Source organism: Mesorhizobium sp. B2-7-3 (assembly GCF_006440715.1).
In the GTDB taxonomy this organism is placed as follows: Bacteria; Pseudomonadota; Alphaproteobacteria; order Rhizobiales; family Rhizobiaceae; genus Mesorhizobium; species Mesorhizobium australicum.
Genome location: NZ_VFTY01000001.1, coordinates 1 through 17110 on the forward strand (window position 1 = coordinate 1; position 17110 = coordinate 17110).

17 protein-coding genes and 1 riboswitch are annotated in these 17110 nt (G+C 62.5%); of the genes, 10 read left to right on the forward strand and 7 right to left on the reverse strand.

Translation table 11 applies throughout. From position 1 onward, the window contains the following. Both FJW04_RS00005 and FJW04_RS00010 read right to left on the reverse strand, forming a co-directional pair. Positions 1–203 (reverse strand): DUF680 domain-containing protein (locus tag FJW04_RS00005; protein WP_140711620.1); only part of this gene is annotated, 203 nt, incomplete at its 3' end. Positions 204–271: 68 nt separating this feature from the next. After that, positions 272–472: a DUF680 domain-containing protein gene (locus tag FJW04_RS00010; RefSeq protein WP_015314343.1), complete on the reverse strand. Its 201-nt coding sequence runs from the start codon at positions 470–472 to the stop codon at positions 272–274. Positions 473–963: 491 nt separating this feature from the next. Further along, positions 964–1166, forward strand: a riboswitch (cobalamin riboswitch). A 112-nt stretch (positions 1167–1278) separates the two neighbouring features. Here FJW04_RS00010 and FJW04_RS00015 point away from each other — a divergent pair. From FJW04_RS00015 to FJW04_RS00045, 7 genes are all read left to right on the forward strand, one after another. Continuing rightward, on the forward strand, positions 1279–2526 hold the full coding sequence (locus FJW04_RS00015) for an aromatic ring-hydroxylating dioxygenase subunit alpha (protein WP_140711622.1): 1248 nt from the start codon (positions 1279–1281) through the stop codon (positions 2524–2526). Positions 2527–2603: 77 nt separating this feature from the next. After that, the gene (locus FJW04_RS00020; protein WP_140711624.1) at positions 2604–3704 is read left to right on the forward strand and encodes a hybrid-cluster NAD(P)-dependent oxidoreductase; all 1101 of its coding nucleotides are present in this window, start codon (positions 2604–2606) and stop codon (positions 3702–3704) included. 141 nt (positions 3705–3845) lie between these two features. Further along, the gene (locus FJW04_RS00025; protein WP_140615104.1) at positions 3846–4277 is read left to right on the forward strand and encodes a PqqD family peptide modification chaperone; all 432 of its coding nucleotides are present in this window, start codon (positions 3846–3848) and stop codon (positions 4275–4277) included. Between the two features lie 32 nt (positions 4278–4309). Beyond that, complete coding sequence (locus FJW04_RS00030) at positions 4310–5359, forward strand: serine kinase (RefSeq protein ID WP_140711626.1); 1050 nt, start codon at positions 4310–4312, stop codon at positions 5357–5359. Then, a complete protein-coding gene (locus FJW04_RS00035) occupies positions 5356–6108 on the forward strand; it encodes a glycosyltransferase family A protein (RefSeq protein WP_015314347.1) in 753 nt (250 codons plus the stop codon). The genes FJW04_RS00030 and FJW04_RS00035 overlap by 4 nt, the downstream gene beginning before the upstream one ends. Before the next feature lies 1 nt (position 6109). Next, positions 6110–6787 carry a glycosyltransferase family A protein gene (locus FJW04_RS00040; protein ID WP_015314348.1) on the forward strand — a complete coding sequence of 226 codons (678 nt, stop codon included), beginning with the start codon at positions 6110–6112 and terminating at the stop codon, positions 6785–6787. Continuing rightward, on the forward strand, positions 6787–8271 hold the full coding sequence (locus tag FJW04_RS00045; RefSeq protein ID WP_140711628.1) for a nucleotidyltransferase family protein: 1485 nt from the start codon (positions 6787–6789) through the stop codon (positions 8269–8271). The genes FJW04_RS00040 and FJW04_RS00045 overlap by 1 nt, the downstream gene beginning before the upstream one ends. Before the next feature lie 59 nt (positions 8272–8330). On the opposite strand, the gene FJW04_RS00050 is transcribed toward FJW04_RS00045, so the two are convergent. Then, positions 8331–8960 carry an alpha-ketoglutarate-dependent dioxygenase AlkB gene (locus FJW04_RS00050; RefSeq protein ID WP_015314350.1) on the reverse strand — a complete coding sequence of 210 codons (630 nt, stop codon included), beginning with the start codon at positions 8958–8960 and terminating at the stop codon, positions 8331–8333. A 237-nt stretch (positions 8961–9197) separates the two neighbouring features. Between FJW04_RS00050 and FJW04_RS00055 the strand changes: the two genes are divergently transcribed. After that, positions 9198–11396, forward strand: a complete 2199-nt coding sequence (locus FJW04_RS00055; RefSeq protein ID WP_140711630.1) for a TonB-dependent siderophore receptor — start codon at positions 9198–9200, stop codon at positions 11394–11396. A gap of 70 nt (positions 11397–11466) precedes the next feature. Here FJW04_RS00055 and lysM read toward each other — a convergent pair whose 3' ends face one another. The 3 genes from lysM to FJW04_RS00070 all read right to left on the reverse strand — a co-directional run bounded on the left by lysM (position 11467) and on the right by FJW04_RS00070 (position 13473). After that, complete coding sequence (lysM, locus tag FJW04_RS00060) at positions 11467–11937, reverse strand: peptidoglycan-binding protein LysM (RefSeq protein WP_015314352.1); 471 nt, start codon at positions 11935–11937, stop codon at positions 11467–11469. 91 nt (positions 11938–12028) lie between these two features. Continuing rightward, positions 12029–12466 (reverse strand): alternative ribosome rescue aminoacyl-tRNA hydrolase ArfB, encoded by a 438-nt coding sequence (arfB, locus tag FJW04_RS00065; RefSeq protein ID WP_140615117.1) that lies wholly within the window; start codon positions 12464–12466, stop codon positions 12029–12031. Positions 12467–12546: 80 nt separating this feature from the next. Further along, positions 12547–13473, reverse strand: coding sequence for an AraC family transcriptional regulator (locus FJW04_RS00070; RefSeq protein WP_140711632.1), 927 nt, complete (start codon positions 13471–13473; stop codon positions 12547–12549). Positions 13474–13553: 80 nt separating this feature from the next. On the opposite strand from FJW04_RS00070, the gene FJW04_RS00075 reads away from it, so the two are divergent. Continuing rightward, positions 13554–14381 (forward strand): oxidoreductase, encoded by an 828-nt coding sequence (locus FJW04_RS00075; RefSeq protein WP_140711634.1) that lies wholly within the window; start codon positions 13554–13556, stop codon positions 14379–14381. A gap of 23 nt (positions 14382–14404) precedes the next feature. Here the strand turns inward: FJW04_RS00075 and FJW04_RS00080 are convergent, their stop codons facing one another. After that, positions 14405–16015 carry a phosphoenolpyruvate carboxykinase gene (locus tag FJW04_RS00080; protein WP_140711636.1) on the reverse strand — a complete coding sequence of 537 codons (1611 nt, stop codon included), beginning with the start codon at positions 16013–16015 and terminating at the stop codon, positions 14405–14407. A gap of 344 nt (positions 16016–16359) precedes the next feature. Between FJW04_RS00080 and FJW04_RS00085 the strand changes: the two genes are divergently transcribed. Then, positions 16360–17061, forward strand: a complete 702-nt coding sequence (locus tag FJW04_RS00085; protein ID WP_010912942.1) for a response regulator transcription factor — start codon at positions 16360–16362, stop codon at positions 17059–17061. Positions 17062–17110 lie beyond the last annotated feature (49 nt).

The following is a 17110-nucleotide window of genomic DNA, read 5'->3' on the forward strand; positions in this document are numbered from 1 at the left end:
TGGCCGAAGAGGTTGCGGTCGCTGCCCTGCTGGACAGGCGCCGAGGTGGCCGGAGCCGACTTGCCGATCGACGCGGTGTTCGAATTGTCGGTCGAAGCGGCAGCAGCCTGGTTGGCGCCGTTGGAGCCATAGTTGTCGCTGCCCGCGAAAGCGCTGCCGGAGAGGGCCAGAACGGCGGCGGCAGCAATGAGGATCTTGTTCATTTTAATACTCCTGAATTTGTAGGTCCACCAGCGCGGCAGGGTCACCCGCCGCGTGCCGGGGATGGCTATTAATTGTTGCCGAAGAGGTTGTGGTCGGCGCCCGTCACAGGCGTCTGGGCAGCCGGCTCCGACTTCTTGGTCGAAGCGGTGTAGGAGCTGTCGACAGTGGCCGTGGGGGTCGCGGCGTTCGAACCATAATGGTCGCTGCTAGCGAAGGCGCTGCCGGAAATAGCCAGAAGGGCGGCGGCAGTGAGAATGATCTTTTTCATTTTTGTACTCCAGTATTTTTCCCGTCCGTCTAGCGGCGTGTCTTGGGATTAAATCGCGTCGTTCGGACAGCCCCGATGTGGGAGAGCCCCCTTGCCGTTTCCAATCACGAAGTTGTTCAGCGTGGACCATGACTCCACCACTTGAAATTGTACCAACGCCTTCTACATGTCTTATTTTTCCATTTGATATCAAATAGTTGCATAAGATCACGCCCCGATCACCAACTGTGTCGGAAGGCTGGGCGTTCACACCGTCCTGCACGCACCGTCAACAGAAACGAACCGTTCGGTTCGATTTTAGACTCTGCTAATAGTCACTTTTCGAAACCATTAACCCTTTTCCGGCCCGCTGAGGGTCGAAAACGGTGCCCGCGCACCTGGCGAGAAGAGGCGATTCCCCCGCTGCAACCGCGCCGGGACGATCCCGCGTACGTGTCGCGCCGCATGGATGCGATGTCGCTTTCGTGCCGATGTCGCAAACCCTGTCGTGATTAGATCGAGCGATCTCAGGTGCCGCTGCGTGACGACGGAGCGGAGAATTGGGAAGCCGGTCAGATTCCGGCGCTGCCCCCGCAACGGTGGTGGAGTTCAAGTCGCAACGGGAGACCACTGGGCGAAAGCTTGGGAAGGTGTCGCGATGGTCCGCCAGGACAACTCCAGAGCCCGGAAACCAGCCCGAGATCGCTAGAACTCGACTGATCGCGGTGGGCGGTCAAGGGGCGGATGGTGTTGTCCGGCTTTCGCCGGCTTGCGCCCAGTCCTTCCTCCATCACCACCAGTTCAGTCCTTGAAAATGAGGACAGGACATGGACGCGCGCAACGACATGCTGAGGCTTTTAAACGGCCGCAGACAGGGCCTTTCGCTGGAACAGCCCTTCTATACCGACCCGGACTACTTCAAGCTTGACATGGAACTGATCTGGTATCGCGACTGGCTGTTCATCGGCCATGATTGCGAGTTGCCCAAGCCGGGCAGCTTCATCACCGTGCAGATCGGCGATTATCCGGTCGTGCTGGTGCGCGATCAGCAGGGCAAGATCAACGCTTTCCACAATTCCTGCCGCCATCGCGGCAGCCGCGTCTGCAACACCGAGAAGGGCATGGCCGCCAAACTGGTGTGTCCCTATCACCAGTGGACCTACGAACTCGACGGCCGGCTGCTGTTCGCCCGCCAGATGGCCGATGGGTTCGACAAGAGCCAGTTCGGGCTCAAGCCGGTCGCCTGCGAAAGCGTCGCCGGCTATGTCTTCATCTGCCTGGCCAAGGAGCCCGCCGACTTCGCGCCGATGCGGGCGATGATCGAGCCCTATCTCCTGCCGCACCGGCTGAGCGAGGCCAAGATCGCCTTCGAGAGCACGATCATCGAGAAGGGCAACTGGAAGCTGGTCTGGGAAAACAACCGCGAATGCTACCATTGCGCGGGCAATCATCCTGAGCTGTGCAAGACCTTCCCGGAAGCGCCGACCGTGACCGGCGTGCAAGGCGCCGACAGCGATCCGGAGATGCTGGCCCACTGGGCGAGGTGCGAAGCTGTTGGCCTGCCCAGCAAGTTTCGCATCGACCCGGCTGGACAATACCGCGCCACCCGCGCGCCGCTGCTGCGCGATGCCCAGAGCTACACGATGACCGGCAAGCGGGCGGTGAAGAAGAACCTGTCCGACAGCGTCTCGGCCGACCGGATCGGCACGCTGATGCACTATCACTACCCGACAACCTGGAACCATATCCTCGTGGATCATGCGGTGACGTTCCGCGTGCTGCCGGTCAGCGCCACGGAAACAGCGGTTACGACCAAATGGCTGGTCCACAAGGATGCCGTGGAAGGCGTCGACTACGATCTCGCCGAACTCACCCATGTCTGGACCGAGACCAACGACCAGGACCGCCGCATCGTCGAGGAAAACGCCTTCGGCATCCTGTCGCCGGCCTACGAGCCCGGTCCCTATTCGGAGCTGCACGAGGGCGGCGTCATCCAGTTCGTCGACTGGTACGCGCGCTTTATCGGCCCACGGCTTTCCGAAGACGGCCGGCCTGCTCTGCGCAGTGTCGCCTAGCGCATGTCGGCCAAAACTGTGCAGCGGCTTTGGGATCACGACACGCCCAAAATGAAAGGTATGCAGGGATGAACGCCATGACTGATCTTGGCCTCTATCGCCACCTCGACCAGATGGCGCCGTGGAACGACAGGCTGCAGGTGCTGGAAGTAACCGGCGTCAGCGACGAGGCGCCCGACGTCAAGACCTTCACCTTCCGCTCCGACAACCAGACCTGGTTCCGCTACAAGCCGGGCCAGTTCGTGACGCTGGAATTGCCGACACCGGACGGCCCGCTGATGCGCACCTACACGCTGTCATCATCGCCGTCACGGCCATTCTCGATCGCGGTGACGGTGAAGGCGCAGGCGGGCAGCGTCGGCACACGCTGGATGTTCGATCACCTGACGCCCGGCTCGCACGTCAAGGCCTATGGACCGGGCGGCGACTTTTCGCTGCACAGCCACCCGGCGGCGAAATACCTGTTCATCTCGGCCGGTTCGGGCGTGACGCCGATGATGTCGATGCTGCGCTGGCTGAACGACTGCGCGCCATGGACCGATGTCGGCTTCGTCAATTGCGCGCGGCGCCCGGAAGAGATCATCTTTCGCAAGGAACTCGAACTGCTCGGCGGCCATATGCCGGGCCTGTCGCTCGGCTTCATGATCGAGGAGCGGTCGAGCCGCGAGGGCTGGTACGGCCATATGGGCCGCATCGACGCCATCCGGCTGCCGCTCCTGGCGCCCGATTTCCGCGAACGCGAAATCTTCTGCTGCGGCCCCGACCCTTTCATGCGCGCCGTGCGCGGCATGCTGGAGGCCGCCGGGTTCGACATGGCAAAATACCATCAGGAGAGCTTTGCCGCGCCGGCGATGGAGGAAATCCCGGCGCCGTTTGCCTCGCCGGCTGAAGACGGCGCGGCGATTTGCGTCGAAGCCGCGACGCCGATCCGCTTCGCGCTTTCGGATGTCGACGCCGACTGTGTCGGCGGCCAGACCGTGCTGCAGACGGCGCGCGCCTCGGGCGTGCGAATACCGGCCGCCTGCGAATTCGGCCTTTGCGGAACTTGCAAAGTGAAGAAAGTCTCCGGCAGCGTCGAGATGAGCCACAATGGCGGCATCCTCGATCATGAGATCGATGATGGCTTCATCCTGGCCTGTTGTTCCAAGCCATTGTCGCCGCTTGAAATCGAGGCTTGATCCGCCCGGCTTTCGACTGAACCCGGAAATGGTCCCGCGTTGCCGGCAAAGGTTACCTTGCCAAGGAAGACCTGAAAGTTTACAGGCGTTGTTGGTGGAAGCGGTCCTGCTGGCGGGCAGGAAATGCAGGACGGGGCAACAATGACGCATGACTCCCACGCCTATGCGGTAGCGAGCCGGGATATCGTTTTCGAATCTTTCGATGGCGAGGCCGTGGTGCTCAATCTTGCCAATGGCAAATATTTCGGCTTTTCCGATTCCGGCAGCAAGGTATGGCAGGCGCTTTCATCCGGCGCGGACGCCCAGGCTCTGGTCGGGCTGAGCGCCGGCGGCTCGACAATAGGCCAGGCCGAACTCGAACGCTTCATATCGCAATTGCTCGAATTGGGTTTGCTGGTGCGCTTGGACGCGGCGGCGCAGCCTTTGCCGGGCGATTTGCCTGCCGAGCTTGCCGCCACGAACGAGCCGCTCAATGTGAGCATTCACGACGACCTCGCCGACCTGATCGTCGTTGATCCCATCCACGAGGTCGAGGAACCTCTCGGCTGGCCGGCGGTCAAGCAGGCTTCCTGACGGGGCGGCCGCAGCGTGATGGAAGGCGATTGATGCCGCGCGTCACGCTCGAAACCTTGCCGGATTACGCCAGGTATCTCATCGCCGCCGCTGAAGGCGCGGCCGCGTGCTATCCGACCATGCGAAAGGTTCGCCTGCCCTGGCTTGAACTGACCGTGCATCTCGGTCACGGCGTGCTTGCCGATGCATTGGGCCATGCTTTTGTCGAGCCCGGGCATGACCAGCCGGCACCGTCCACGGGTCGCATCTTCATCGCGCATCCCGGCATTGACGGCATCCCGGAGCCGGCGCACTGGGGCGATGCCCATTTCACCGAGCACGGTTTTGCCAAACGGCTCGCCGAAGCCGGTTTGCGCGGGCACCATTTCCACGACCTGGATTTCTGGCAGGTCTACGATCCGCACCGCCGCGTCGGCGTGCAGCTGATGGCCTCGGCCGATGCCTTTCCGCCCTGGGAGCCGGGAGCACCGCTGCGCGCCTTCCTGCACTGGGAATATGCCGCGCGCGGCATGCGGCTGACGCATGCCGGCACGCTTGGCATCGACGGCAACGGTATTCTGCTTGCCGGCTCGGGCGGGGCCGGGAAATCGGGGACCGTCGCCGCCGGCCTGCTTAACGGGCTCGACAGTGTCGGCGACGACTATGTGCTGATCGATCTCACCGACGGCGTGACCGCGCGCCCCCTTTTTTCGACGTTGAAGCAGGACACGGAAGGTTTCGCCCGGCTGGGCCTGCGGCAGCGGCTAACGGCGCAAGGCCCGCTGAACTGGCAAGGCAAGCACACGTTCCATATTCATGATATCGCGCCTCGGCCGGTGCCCGCCATGCTGGACATCGTCGCGCTGGTGGTGCCACATATCAGCGGAGGCGGAGCAAGTTCGATTATGCCGGTGTCGCGCAGGGATGCCATGATTGCCTTGGCGCCGTCCGGCATCGCCCAGATGCCGGGCGAGCGCGAAAGCGGCTTTCGCTTCTTCAGCGAATTGACGCGCCACCTGCCGTGCTTCCGTTTGTCCCTCGGCATCGACCCGGCAGAGATCGCCCGCACGATCGAGGATTTCCTGACACGAGGCGCCCGGTGAAGCTCAGCGTGATCATGCCTGTGTACAATCGCGAGCGCTATGTCGTCTCGGCGCTGCGCTCGCTCGTGCGGCAGCAAGATGCCGCCGATCTCGACATCATCGTGATCGACGACGGCTCGACCGACGGGTCGCCGGAGGCCGTGCGTTCGATGATGGCCGAGAACCCCTGCATTCGTCTTTTCCGGCAAGAGAACATGGGCGTGACCCGGGCTCGCAACGCTGGTCTCAGACTGCTCACGCCGGAAACGGAGCTCGTGTCGTTCCTCGATTCGGATGATGTCTCGCCTGCGGGACGATTCAAGGCCGATATCGCATGCTTTGACGCCGACCCCGCTCTGGAGCTTACCTATTCCCTGATGATGATGGTCGAACACATCGACGACGATCTGCTGGAACCCTGCCCCGGCAGCCATTTCATGACCGTGCGGGGAATTCATCTGTCGTCAGGCATTTTCTCGCGTAAGCTCATCGAACGGATCGGCGGCTTCGACGAGGCCTTCGGCCAGGCCGAAGACACCGACTACCTGCTGCGCACCTTTGAAAGCGGCCCCAGATTCGTCCTGCCGGATACCGTATCGCTTTACTACCGACGTCATCCCGGCAACATGACAAAGCAGGTCGACACATCCCTTCGGGAATTCTTGCGGGCCATCCACAAATCGATGAAACGGCGCAAGGCCGACCCTTCACTGCGCGGGATCGAAGGCATCTTCGATGTCAAAGAACTCGCCAACTGGCGCTTCATGTAGCATGCGGAGCTATGGCGTCGTCATACCGGCCTTCAACGCCAGCGGCACCATCGCCGAGACGCTGCGATCGGTCGCGGCGCAGACAGTGCGGCCTGAGCTGGTGGTGATCGTCGACGATGGATCCAGCGACGATCTCGCGGCGGCGATCGGCGGAACGGACCTGCCGCTGCAATTGCTGCGCCAGGCAAATGCCGGACCTGGGAGCGCCACGACAAGGGGCATCGCCGCCTTGTCGACGCCGCTCATTGCAACGCTCGATGCCGACGATCTGTGGCTGCCGAGCAAGGCCGAAACACAGCTCGCGCATCTCGAAAGGCATCCCGCAACGTCGGGCGTTTTTTGCCATTTGCGAAACTTCCGCAATGACCGGCCCGATGCACCCGAGGACGCGATCGTACCCGGTTGGTCGCGGACCACGATGCTGATCCGGCGCGAGGCCGCCGAGACCGTCGGACCAATCGTCGATCCGCCGGGCGGCCGCGGCGAAATGATCGACTGGATCGCGCGGGCACGCGAGACGGGCCTTGCCCTCGACATGGTGGAAGAGGTGCTGGCGCTGCGCCGCATCAGGCCCGGCAGCCTGTCCTATGGCCGCGATGCGGCGCGCGACCGCGGCTATCTCGAAGTGGCGCGGCTCGCCATGCTGCGACGGGCCCGGAACAAGGCCGGCGCGGGCTGATGGCGGGCATTCGCCGCATCAGCCGACGTTTCCCGGACTATGGCTGGTCCTGGCCGACGGGCGGGCTCGACCAACTGCTCAAGGCTGCCCTTCTTGTCGATGAGGACGCGGCCGCCGGTTGCGCCATGCAGTGGCTAAGCGCGAACGACATCGACCTTGTCTCCTTCAGGGAACACCGGCTGCTGGCCGCGATCTGCGATCGGTTCGGACGGAAATTGGCCGGCCAATCCGCCTATCCGCGCCTTGTCGGCCTGCAAAAGATGCTGTGGACCAAGTCGCGCATGGCGATGCGCGAGGCCGAACCGGCGCTGCAGGCGATGACGGATTCCGGCTGCCTGGTGATGCTGATCAAGGGTGCCAGCCGCATTGCCTTGAACGCCTCGGCGCAGCGTGGCCGGGTGGCGCACGACATCGACATATTGGTGCGGCCGCAGGACATGCCGGCGGCATTCGGCGTGCTGCGCGACGGCGACTGGCAGATCGCCACCGGGGTGAGTCCCCAATATCTGAGGACAAGGCTGGCGTCGCTGCGCTCGATGAATTTTTTCAAGGGCAGTTATGGCGATATCGATCTGCACCAGCTTGCCTATGACGGCTCGCAGCAAAGCGACGAGGATGACCAGGCGATCTGGCAGCGCGCGGCGACGGCCGAATTCAGCGGTGTCGGCGTGTTGGTGCCGTCGCCCGCGGATCGCATCGCGCTCGCCATCGCGCATGGCGGGCTCGATGCCCATACCCACAGCGATTGGCTGGTCGATTGCGCGGTGGCCATTCGCACCGGCGGCGTCGACTGGGACGTGTTCCTCGATGTCGTCGCCAGGCGTGGCCTTGCCGTTGCCGCGGCGGTGGCGCTTTCCTACCTTGCGCTCGCTGTTGGCGTGACGGTGCCTGACAAGGTGCTGGCGCGCGTGCTGGACATGGCCGACCGCACCGGCCTTGCACGCTGGTCGGCGGTGCTGCAGGCCAAGCCGCGAACCGACTTCGGCAGGCTGACCTGGCTGTCGCGCGGCTTCGCCAAGCAGTTGCGGCTGAGACGCAAGAGCGGTCGGCTGCGGCAGGAGCCGCCCGCCAGGGCATGGCGCGGCAGAGCATGGCGCGGCAGGCAGGCACCTCGCGAGCCGCTGGAAGGACAGTCGCCCCTGGCCTTCTCGCAGACCATACCGTGCCCTGCGACGGCGGGGGAGATGATGCTGGACATCACGATCAGGATCAGCGTCCCGCCGGTCCGGCGCCGCATCGAAATGGAGATCAATGTGGGCGACGACCACGTCGCGCGTCTGCGTGCGATGGCCATCAGCCGGTCTGGTGGAGAGCGGGTGCTGTGCTTTCGCGGCAAGGTTACGTTCGATGGCCGACAGCATGCCCTGACGCTGGAAGCGCGGCCGTCCCGGCAGTTCCGCCAATGGGACGATCAGGCGACGGTCGCCACCTACGGCGCTTTGCCTTTCCATCTGGTCTCGGCGATTTTTTCACCGCTGCGCTGAACTGAACTATCGCGGGTCGCCCAAAGGTCGGCGGCGCCGTGCGGGGCGCGAACCCTCGCCTATACGGCGCCCTCGTCGGGCTTCGTCACCCGCCGCAACGTCAGATTGATCCTGCCGCCGTTCTTGAGCAGCGCCGAGGTCGAAGGATAGATGCGGTCGACGCCATGGAAGGCAAGACGGCCCTCGCCGCCAAGCACGACGACATCGCCGCTTTTGAGCCTGAACGATTTGGTGGCGCCATCACGGGTTGTCTGGCCGACCCTGAACAGGCAATCGTCACCCAGCGAGACGGAGACGACGGGTGCCGAGAAATCGGCCTCGTCGCGATCCTGATGCAGGCCCATCTTCGCTTCCGGCGTGTAGAAATTGATCAGGCAGGCCTGCGGTGGATTGGGATAGCCCGACACCTGCCGCCACAGGTCGAGCAGACTGTCGGGGATAGGCGGCCACGGCTCTCCGGTCAGCGGATGCGTCGGCTGGTAGCGATAGCCGCGTTCCTTGTCGGTGACCCAGCCGAGAGGGCCGCAATTGGTCATGCGCACGCTCATCTCCTTGCCGGTCCGAGGCATGGCCGGCACGAACAGCGGCGCCTGCTGGACAATGCTTCTCACCTCCTCGACCAGCGTCTCCTGGACGGCGCGGGACAGATGGGCCGGCATGTGACGGATGCCTTTGGGCAGAACGAGCATGGGTTGGCTCATGTGAATGGTTCGGAGCCTCAGCATGCCACCGCCAGACGAAAACGGCGACCCGAAAGCGGTCGTGGTTTTTACGAGCGATGGCCGCAGCGAATTCGTCTTGGCCAAATGGCGGTTGACGAACAAAGATGACTAACATAGTCAAGATTTAGAACCGGACCGGTTGACGCAAGAATTTTCAGCTTCCGCGTCCAGAGAAGCCGCGGGCAGCCAACGAGAGCGAGGGATATGGAAGTGACATTTCTTCAAGGCTTCAACGCGATCGAACGGGGCTGCATCTGGTCGCGGCGAGGGCTGCTTGCCACGACATGCCTGGCGACGCTGGCTGGTGCCTACCAAGCCTCCGCCCAGCAGGCAGGCACCCAGGCATCGGGCGGCGCCACCGTGCTCGAGCCCATTACGGTCAGCGGCGAGGCCGGCGGCGACACGTCCCCCGAGGACGACAAGACGGTGGCCGCCAAGCGCAGCTCCGGTGCGACCAAGACGGACACGCCGCTCATCGAAACGCCCCGCTCGGTCTCGGTGGTGACACGCAAGGAACTCGATGAGCGCGGCGCGCAGGACATTATCGAGGCGGTGCGTTATTCCTCAGGCGTCAGCACCGGCGCTTACGGATTCGACCCGCGATTCGACCAGATCTATATCAGGGGCTACGACGCAACCACGCTCGGCGACTACAAGGACGGCCTGCGCCAGCCCTATATCAACTACGGCACGTTCCGCACCGACCCCTACTCGCTCGAACGCGTCGAGGTGATCAAGGGACCGGTATCGGTGCTTTACGGCGCGGGAACGCCGGCAGGCATCGTCAACAAGGTGCCCAAGCTGCCGACCGAGGACAGGATCAGGGAAGTCGAACTGCTTTATGGCACGAAGGACAGGGCGCAGGCCGCCTTCGATTTCGGCGGTCCGGTCACCAAGGGCAGTGACGATTTCCTCTACAGGATCGTCGGCCTGGCGCGAAACGGCGACACCAATTTCGACATCGCCGACGACCGCTATTTGCTGCAGCCGTCGTTCACCTGGAATCCGGACGCCGCGACGTCCTTCACCATCTATGGGCTGGTGCAGGCGGACGAGACCGATTCCAATGTCGGCGTGATCACCGATCCGTCGGGAAAGGTCCACACCCTGCGCGAGAGCGACCCCGACTATGACCATCAGAAGATCCGGCAGCAGCAGGTCGGCTACAAGTTCGAGCACGACTTCGGCGGCGGCATCACGGTGCGCCAGAATGTACGATACTCCCATCTCGACCTGAGGTCGCGCTATCTCGCGGTCTCCGGTTGGACAGGTACGGTCGCGCATCGTTATGCGACCGCAATTCGCGACGAAATGAACGTCTTCCAGGCCGACAATCAGGTCGAGGCCAGGTTCGACACCGAGGCGCTCGCCCACACGCTGCTTCTCGGCCTCGACTACACGAACCTGACCTCTTCCTTCGGCTATGGGTTCGATCCGACCGATCCGGCTTACGATTTCGACATTGCCAACCCGACCTACGGTTTCTCCGGCCCGACCCCGGACACCACTTTCTCTGCGTCCGACGCGGATCTGAGCCAGACCGGCGTCTATGCGCTGGACCAGGTCGAACTGGACAAATGGCGTTTCACGCTCGGTGGCCGCCAGACCTGGGTCGAGCAGACGCGCGACTATTTTGGGGGCGGTTCCGAAGCGGTGGACAAGAACGCCTTCAGCATGCAGGCCGGCGCCCTCTATCTGTTCGATAGCGGCGTCGCGCCCTTCGCCAGCTACGCGACGTCATTCGAACCGATCTCGAACCGCTCGGCCGATGGCGGCGGCATTCTTCAGCCTACGAAGGGCGAACAGTTCGAAGTGGGGGTCAAGTACCAGCCACCGGGAACGGATATCCTGCTGTCCGCGGTCGCCTACCATCTGGTCGAGAAGAACAAGCCGGTAGTCGTCGATCCCAATGCGGGCACCTATCGTTCACTGGGCGAGGTCACCAGCAATGGTTTTGAACTGGAAGCCCGCGCGGCCGTCATGGACGGGCTCGACGTGATCGCGGCCTATAACTACAACCATGCCGAGATCACGGGCGCAGGCCCTGACTCGACGGAGTTGGACAAGGTCCCCGCCGTCACCCCCGAACATGTCGCGAGCCTCTGGGCGAACTACAAATTCGACGAGGGCAGTGCGGCACCCGGCCTTTCGGTGGGAGCCGGCGTGCGGCTGCAGAGCGCGACCTATACCGACACGTCAAACACCGCCAAGAACGATGCCGCCGTCTATCTCGATGCCTCGGCGTCCTACGATTTCGGCGCCATCGACAAGAGGTATGAAGGTGTCTCGGCCGCTTTCGCCGTCCGCAACATTGCCGATGACCGCGCGACGGTGTGCAATTCCGGTTATTGCTACATGGGCCAGGGCCGCAACATCACGGCTTCGCTGAAGCGCCGCTGGTAAAGGCAACGCCGCGCGCCTTTCGGACGCGCGGCGCACTGATTCAGCGTTTTGATACAACCATGCCCGGCGATTAGCCAAGTTCTGGAATACGCAGAACCTGGCCCGGATAGATCTTGTCGGGATGGGTCAGCATCGGCTTGTTCGCCTCGAAGATGACCGTGTTCTTGGCGCCCTGGCCCTTGCCATAGCTCTTTTCGGCGATCTTCCAGAGATTGTCGCCCTTCTGGACCGTATAGAAAGTCGGCTCCTTGGCTGCGGCCGCCGTGCCGGAAGCCGGCGCGACCTGCAACTCGTCGGCCTGCACCTTGGAGACGCCCAGCGTGTTGCCGACGGCGATGACCGCCTTTTCGAAGATCGACTGGTCCTTGACGACGCCCTTCAGCACCGCCGTATCACCCTGGACAACGACCTGCACGCCATCGGTACCGAGCTTGTGTGAATCGAGCTCTTTCTTGAGCGTGTCGGCGGTGGGTGCGGCTTCCTCGTCGCCGCCGATGCCGAGCTTCTTGCCGACGTTCTTGACGAAATCGAACATACCCATCTCTAGGTCTCCCTTGCTGTGGCAATAAGGGAAACCTCGCATCCGCAACGCAAAATTGAAAGTGGTTTTGCGGGCACGATTTGCGTGTTGCTTAATCGCTCTCCACGCGACCGCGCAGCTTCTTGATCGTACCGCGCCCGGCCTTGCTCTTCAGCCGACGCTCGACCGCGCCTTTCGACGGCCGTGTCTTCTTGCGCGGCGGCGGCGGCGGTTCTGCGGCCTTGGCCACCAGTGCCGCCAGCCTGGTCCGTGCGTCGGCGCGGTTTTGCTCCTGTGTGCGAAAGCGTCCGGCCTCGATGACGATGACACCATCCTTGGTGGCGCGCTGGCCGGCAAGTTTTATGGTCCGCTCGCGTACGCGGTCCGACAGGCCCTCGGCGTTCCGCGCGTCGAAGCGAAGCTGCACCGCCGTCGCCACCTTGTTGACGTTCTGGCCGCCGGGACCGGACGAGCGGATGAAATCCTCGTGCAGGTCGCCCGGGTGAATCACGGCTTCGCCCGATATGATGATGTCGTCGTCGATCGGCATGCCGCAGTCATGGCGCGGCGGACCGAAAAAGAAAAGGCCCGATCGAAAGCGCAGCCCCTAACTGGCATATACGATCCTGATCACGACGCCCAGGCGAGTTCGCCACGATGGCGACGAAGCCATTTCGTCTCTTCCGACGCCGTGCGCCCGAAATGCCGTTTGAAGTCGCGGCTGAATTGGGACGGGCTCGCATAGCCTACCAAAGCCGCGACCTCTGCGATCGTCCTGTTCTGGCGTGCTATCATCAATCGTGCTTCGTGGAGCCGTATCGCCTTCACGTACTGCATTGGACTGTTGCCGGTCAGGCTCTTGAAATGGACATGGTAGGAAGGAACGCTCATGCCCACGTCTTTTGCCAGGTCGCCGATCGAAATTTCAGAACCGTAGTTCTCTCGCAACCAGGCCAGGCTCTGGATAATCCTTCCGGACGTGCCTTTCTGCTGCAGCGCCGCGAGCATTGCACCGCCCTGCGGGCCGACCAGCACCCGGTAATGCAGTTCGCGCAGAATGCCGTCACCAAGGACGAGAGCTTCAACGGGGCTGCGAAGTGCCACAAGGAGGCGCAGCAGGACATCCTCTATTTCGGGGGCCATCCTGCTTGACACGAGACCTCGCGGCTTGCCGCGCGCCGGTTCGGCATGCATCTGAGCTTGTATGGCGAGCTCGGCTGCCATCTGCATATCGAACTCAACATAGACCGCAAGCAATGGTCGCTCCGAGCTGGCCATCGATTTCATGCGGAATGGAACGGGCACCGAAACCGCCAGATAGTGCTCCTCGTCGTAGAGGTAGATCTCCCTTTCGAGGATACCCTGCTTGCTTCCCTGTAATACGAACACCGCGCCTGGCTTATAGAGGACCGGGATGTCGTGAAGCACGGCTTCCGTCCGGAGTATGCGGACGCGGCTGAACGCGGTCGGATTGTAGCCGCAAAGAGGGGCGAGAGCTCCGGCCAACTCAACCAGCTTGGATCGTCCGTGTTTGGGAAGAATAGGATTTGGCAACAAATTCAGAGAATCCGCGATCGAAACGCTCGGTTCCTCATAATATTTGTCAACTCATCACCAATCAAGGAAAGCTTGCGATCATGTCACAGAAGACCTTCTTTATCACCGGCGCGAATTCCGGCTTCGGCTTGGCGATAGCTTCCGCGGCTATCCAGATCGGCCATAAGGTGATTGGCGCCGTTCGCTCGGAGACATCACGCGCAGCGCTCGCCGACGTTCTTCCCGCAGCTCGACCGGTACTGTGCGACGTAACGGAATTCGACGCCATACCCGACGTCGTCAGGCAGGCGGAGAACGAACATGGACCGGTTGACGTGCTGATCAACAATGCCGGCTACGGCCACGAGGGAGTGCTTGAAGAGTCGCCGATCGAAGAGATGCGGCGTCAGTTCGACGTGAATGTCTTCGGCGCTGTCGCCGTCGCTAAGGCTTTTCTTCCCCGGTTCCGGGAGCGACGTCGTGGATTCATCGTTAATGTCACGTCGATGGGCGGCATGATTACCATGCCCGGCATTGCTTACTATTGCGGCAGCAAGTTTGCGCTCCAGGGCATATCGGAGGTGATGCGTTCGGAAATGGCCCCGTTCGGTGTCCGCGTGACCGCGGTCTGCCCCGGCTCGTTCCGGACGGATTGGGCTGGACGATCAATGGTCCGCACAGAGAGATCAATCACTGACTACGACGCGCTTTTTGATCCGATACGTGAGGCGCGACAGGTAAAGAGCGGCAAGCAGCTCGGTGATCCCGATAAACTGGCAGCCGCCGTTTTAGGCCTAGTCGACTCCAGTGATCCGCCGCCGCAGCTTCTGCTTGGCAGCGATGCTCTCAAGCTCGTGTCGGACAGAATCGAACGTCTCCGGCAGGAAATCGAGGTGTGGAAGTCTGTCACTGTCTCGACCGACGGCTGACGGCACCGACGTCCTACCTGCGCCTATTCCGCCGCTTCCTGCATGTGCGGCGCCGCGCCGAGGACGGAGGCGTCGACATGGCTTTCGAACTTCTCGAAATTGACGGCGAACATGCCGACCAGCCTTGCCGCTTGCCGGTCATAGGCCGATTTGTCGGCCCAGGTCGATCGCGGGTCGAGGATGGCGCCGTCGACGCCCGGGACCGCCACCGGCACCTCGAAGCCGAAATTGGCGTCGGTGCGGAAAACGCCTGCCTTCAGCGAGCCGTCGAGGGCGGCGGCGAGCAAGGCGCGCGTCGCCTTGATCGGCATGCGCTTGCCGGTGCCATGGGCACCGCCGGTCCAGCCGGTGTTGACCAGCCAGCAATCGGCGCCGTGGCGAGCGATGAGCTCGCGCAGAAGATTGCCGTATTCCGACGGATGGCGCGGCATGAACGGCGCGCCGAAACAGGTCGAGAAAGTCGCTTCCGGCTCGGTCACGCCCCTTTCCGTTCCGGCCACCTTGGCCGTGTAGCCGGAAAGGAAATGATACATCGCCTGCGCCGGCGTCAGCCGGGCGATCGGCGGCATCACGCCGAAAGCGTCGGCGGTCAGCATGATGATGTTCTTCGGGTGACTGGCGCGCCCGGTCTTCGAGGCATTGGGGATGAAGTCGAGCGGATAGGCGCAGCGTGTGTTTTCGGTGAGCCTGCCGTCATTGAAATCCGGCATGCCATCGGCGTCGAGTACGACGTTTTCCAGCACGGTGCCGAAGCGCTGCGTGGTGGCGAAGATCTCCGGCTCGGCTTCCGCCGACAGCTTGATCGTCTTGGCGTAGCAGCCGCCTTCGAAATTGAAGATGCCGTGCGGACCCCAGCCGTGCTCGTCATCGCCGATCAAGGTGCGCGACGGATCGGCCGACAGCGTGGTCTTGCCGGTTCCCGACAGGCCGAAGAAAATAGCGGCATCGCCGGCCGGTCCCTCATTGGCCGAACAGTGCATAGGCATCACGCCTTTCTCCGGCAGGAGGTAGTTGAGCATGGTGAACACCGACTTCTTCATCTCGCCGGCATAGGAGGTGCCCCCGATCAGCACGATCTTGCGCGTCAGGTCGACGGCGATCACCGTCTCGGTGCGGCTGCCGTGACGGCCGGGATCGGCCCGGAAGGACGGCAGGTCGATGATCGTCATCCCGGGCACGAAGTGTTCGAGTTCGGCCGCCTCGGGACGGATGAGCAGGTTACGGATGAACAACGAGTGCCAGGCAAGTTCGGTGATCACCCTGGTGGGCAGCTTTAGCTCCGCGTCGGCACCGCCGACCAGGTCCTGCACATAGAGGTCCTTGTCCCCGGCATGGGCCTGGAAATCGGCGAGCAAGGCGTCGAACTGTGCCGGCGAGATCGCCTTGTTGTTGTCCCACCAGACTTGCGGCTCGGTGGCGGCGTCGCGGACGATGAACTTGTCCTTGGGCGAGCGACCGGTGTGCTGGCCGGTCTCGGCGAGCAGCGCGCCATGCCCGGTCAGCCGGGCTTCACCGCGCCGGATCGCTTCCTCGTAGAGCGCGGCCGCGCCGAAATTGTAGCGCACCGTGCCAGAGGTTTTCAGACCGACACGATCGATCGCGCAGGCAGGATTGCGTTTGCCGACTTCCGACATTGGTGACCCTTTTCAAGATTTGCCGCATCTTTGCCGGCGTATTTCCGGCACACCCACTAAGCAGGCTAGGATCGTCAGAACCAGAAAAGCCAAATGATATCAAATCATTAATCGATTTAAATATTTTGAAAGTTGTTTAAATCGTTTATATATGCGAAAAGTTTCGCGGTTGCCCAAAGGATTGGCGAGGTTCGTTCGTCCAATCCATGTCGAGGTCGGATTGTGGCCGGCGGCACCCCGCGCGTGACAGCGGTTAAGGCCTATGCCACATTTTGTACCTAATTTGTCCTGCAAAAGCCCCTTCTCTACGACAGAAGGGACAGCTCATGAGGGAGCCGCTTGAAATGGCAACAATCGCGCTTGTCGATGACGACCGCAACATTCTGACGTCGGTGTCGATCGCCCTCGAATCCGAGGGATATCGTGTCGAGACCTACACGGATGGTGCGTCCGCGCTGGAAGGCCTGGCGGCCAGGCCGCCTAATCTCGCCATCCTCGACATCAAGATGCCGCGCATGGACGGCATGGAGCTGCTGCGCCGGATGCGCCAGAAATCCGACCTGCCGGTGATCTTCCTGACCTCTAAGGACGACGAGATCGATGAATTGTTCGGTCTCAAGATGGGCGCCGACGACTTTATCCGCAAACCGTTCTCGCAGCGCCTGCTGGTGGAGCGGGTGCGCGCCGTGCTGCGCCGTGCCAGTGCCCGCGAGGCCGCGGCAAAAGCGCCGAGTCAGCAGGCCCGCTCGCTCGAACGTGGCCAGCTCGTCATGGACCAGGAACGCCATACCTGCACCTGGAAGGGTGAGCCGGTGACGCTTACCGTCACGGAGTTCCTGATCCTGCATTCGCTGGCGCAGCGTCCCGGCGTGGTAAAAAGCCGTGATGCGCTGATGGATTCGGCCTATGATGAGCAGGTCTATGTCGATGACCGCACGATCGACAGCCACATCAAGCGGCTGCGCAAGAAGTTCAAGGCTGTCGACGACGACTTCGAGATGATCGAAACCCTTTACGGAGTCGGATATCGGTTCCGCGAAGCGTAATTTGATGTATGTCGAGCAAAAGCGGTCCCCAGTGTGGGGCTGCGGCATA

What these genes read in the sequence shown, in the direction of transcription:
- FJW04_RS00010 (WP_015314343.1), bottom strand. Translation starts at nt 472, where the DNA reads ATGAAAAAGATCATTCTCACTGCCGCCGCCCTTCTGGCTATTTCCGGC.
- FJW04_RS00015 (WP_140711622.1), top strand. Translation starts at nt 1,279, where the DNA reads ATGGACGCGCGCAACGACATGCTGAGGCTTTTAAACGGCCGCAGACAG.
- FJW04_RS00020 (WP_140711624.1), top strand. Translation starts at nt 2,604, where the DNA reads ATGACTGATCTTGGCCTCTATCGCCACCTCGACCAGATGGCGCCGTGG.
- FJW04_RS00025 (WP_140615104.1), top strand. Translation starts at nt 3,846, where the DNA reads ATGACGCATGACTCCCACGCCTATGCGGTAGCGAGCCGGGATATCGTT.
- FJW04_RS00030 (WP_140711626.1), top strand. Translation starts at nt 4,310, where the DNA reads ATGCCGCGCGTCACGCTCGAAACCTTGCCGGATTACGCCAGGTATCTC.
- FJW04_RS00040 (WP_015314348.1), top strand. Translation starts at nt 6,110, where the DNA reads ATGCGGAGCTATGGCGTCGTCATACCGGCCTTCAACGCCAGCGGCACC.
- FJW04_RS00045 (WP_140711628.1), top strand. Translation starts at nt 6,787, where the DNA reads ATGGCGGGCATTCGCCGCATCAGCCGACGTTTCCCGGACTATGGCTGG.
- FJW04_RS00050 (WP_015314350.1), bottom strand. Translation starts at nt 8,960, where the DNA reads ATGCTCGTTCTGCCCAAAGGCATCCGTCACATGCCGGCCCATCTGTCC.
- FJW04_RS00055 (WP_140711630.1), top strand. Translation starts at nt 9,198, where the DNA reads ATGGAAGTGACATTTCTTCAAGGCTTCAACGCGATCGAACGGGGCTGC.
- lysM (WP_015314352.1), bottom strand. Translation starts at nt 11,937, where the DNA reads ATGGGTATGTTCGATTTCGTCAAGAACGTCGGCAAGAAGCTCGGCATC.
- arfB (WP_140615117.1), bottom strand. Translation starts at nt 12,466, where the DNA reads ATGCCGATCGACGACGACATCATCATATCGGGCGAAGCCGTGATTCAC.
- FJW04_RS00075 (WP_140711634.1), top strand. Translation starts at nt 13,554, where the DNA reads ATGTCACAGAAGACCTTCTTTATCACCGGCGCGAATTCCGGCTTCGGC.
- FJW04_RS00080 (WP_140711636.1), bottom strand. Translation starts at nt 16,015, where the DNA reads ATGTCGGAAGTCGGCAAACGCAATCCTGCCTGCGCGATCGATCGTGTC.
- FJW04_RS00085 (WP_010912942.1), top strand. Translation starts at nt 16,360, where the DNA reads ATGGCAACAATCGCGCTTGTCGATGACGACCGCAACATTCTGACGTCG.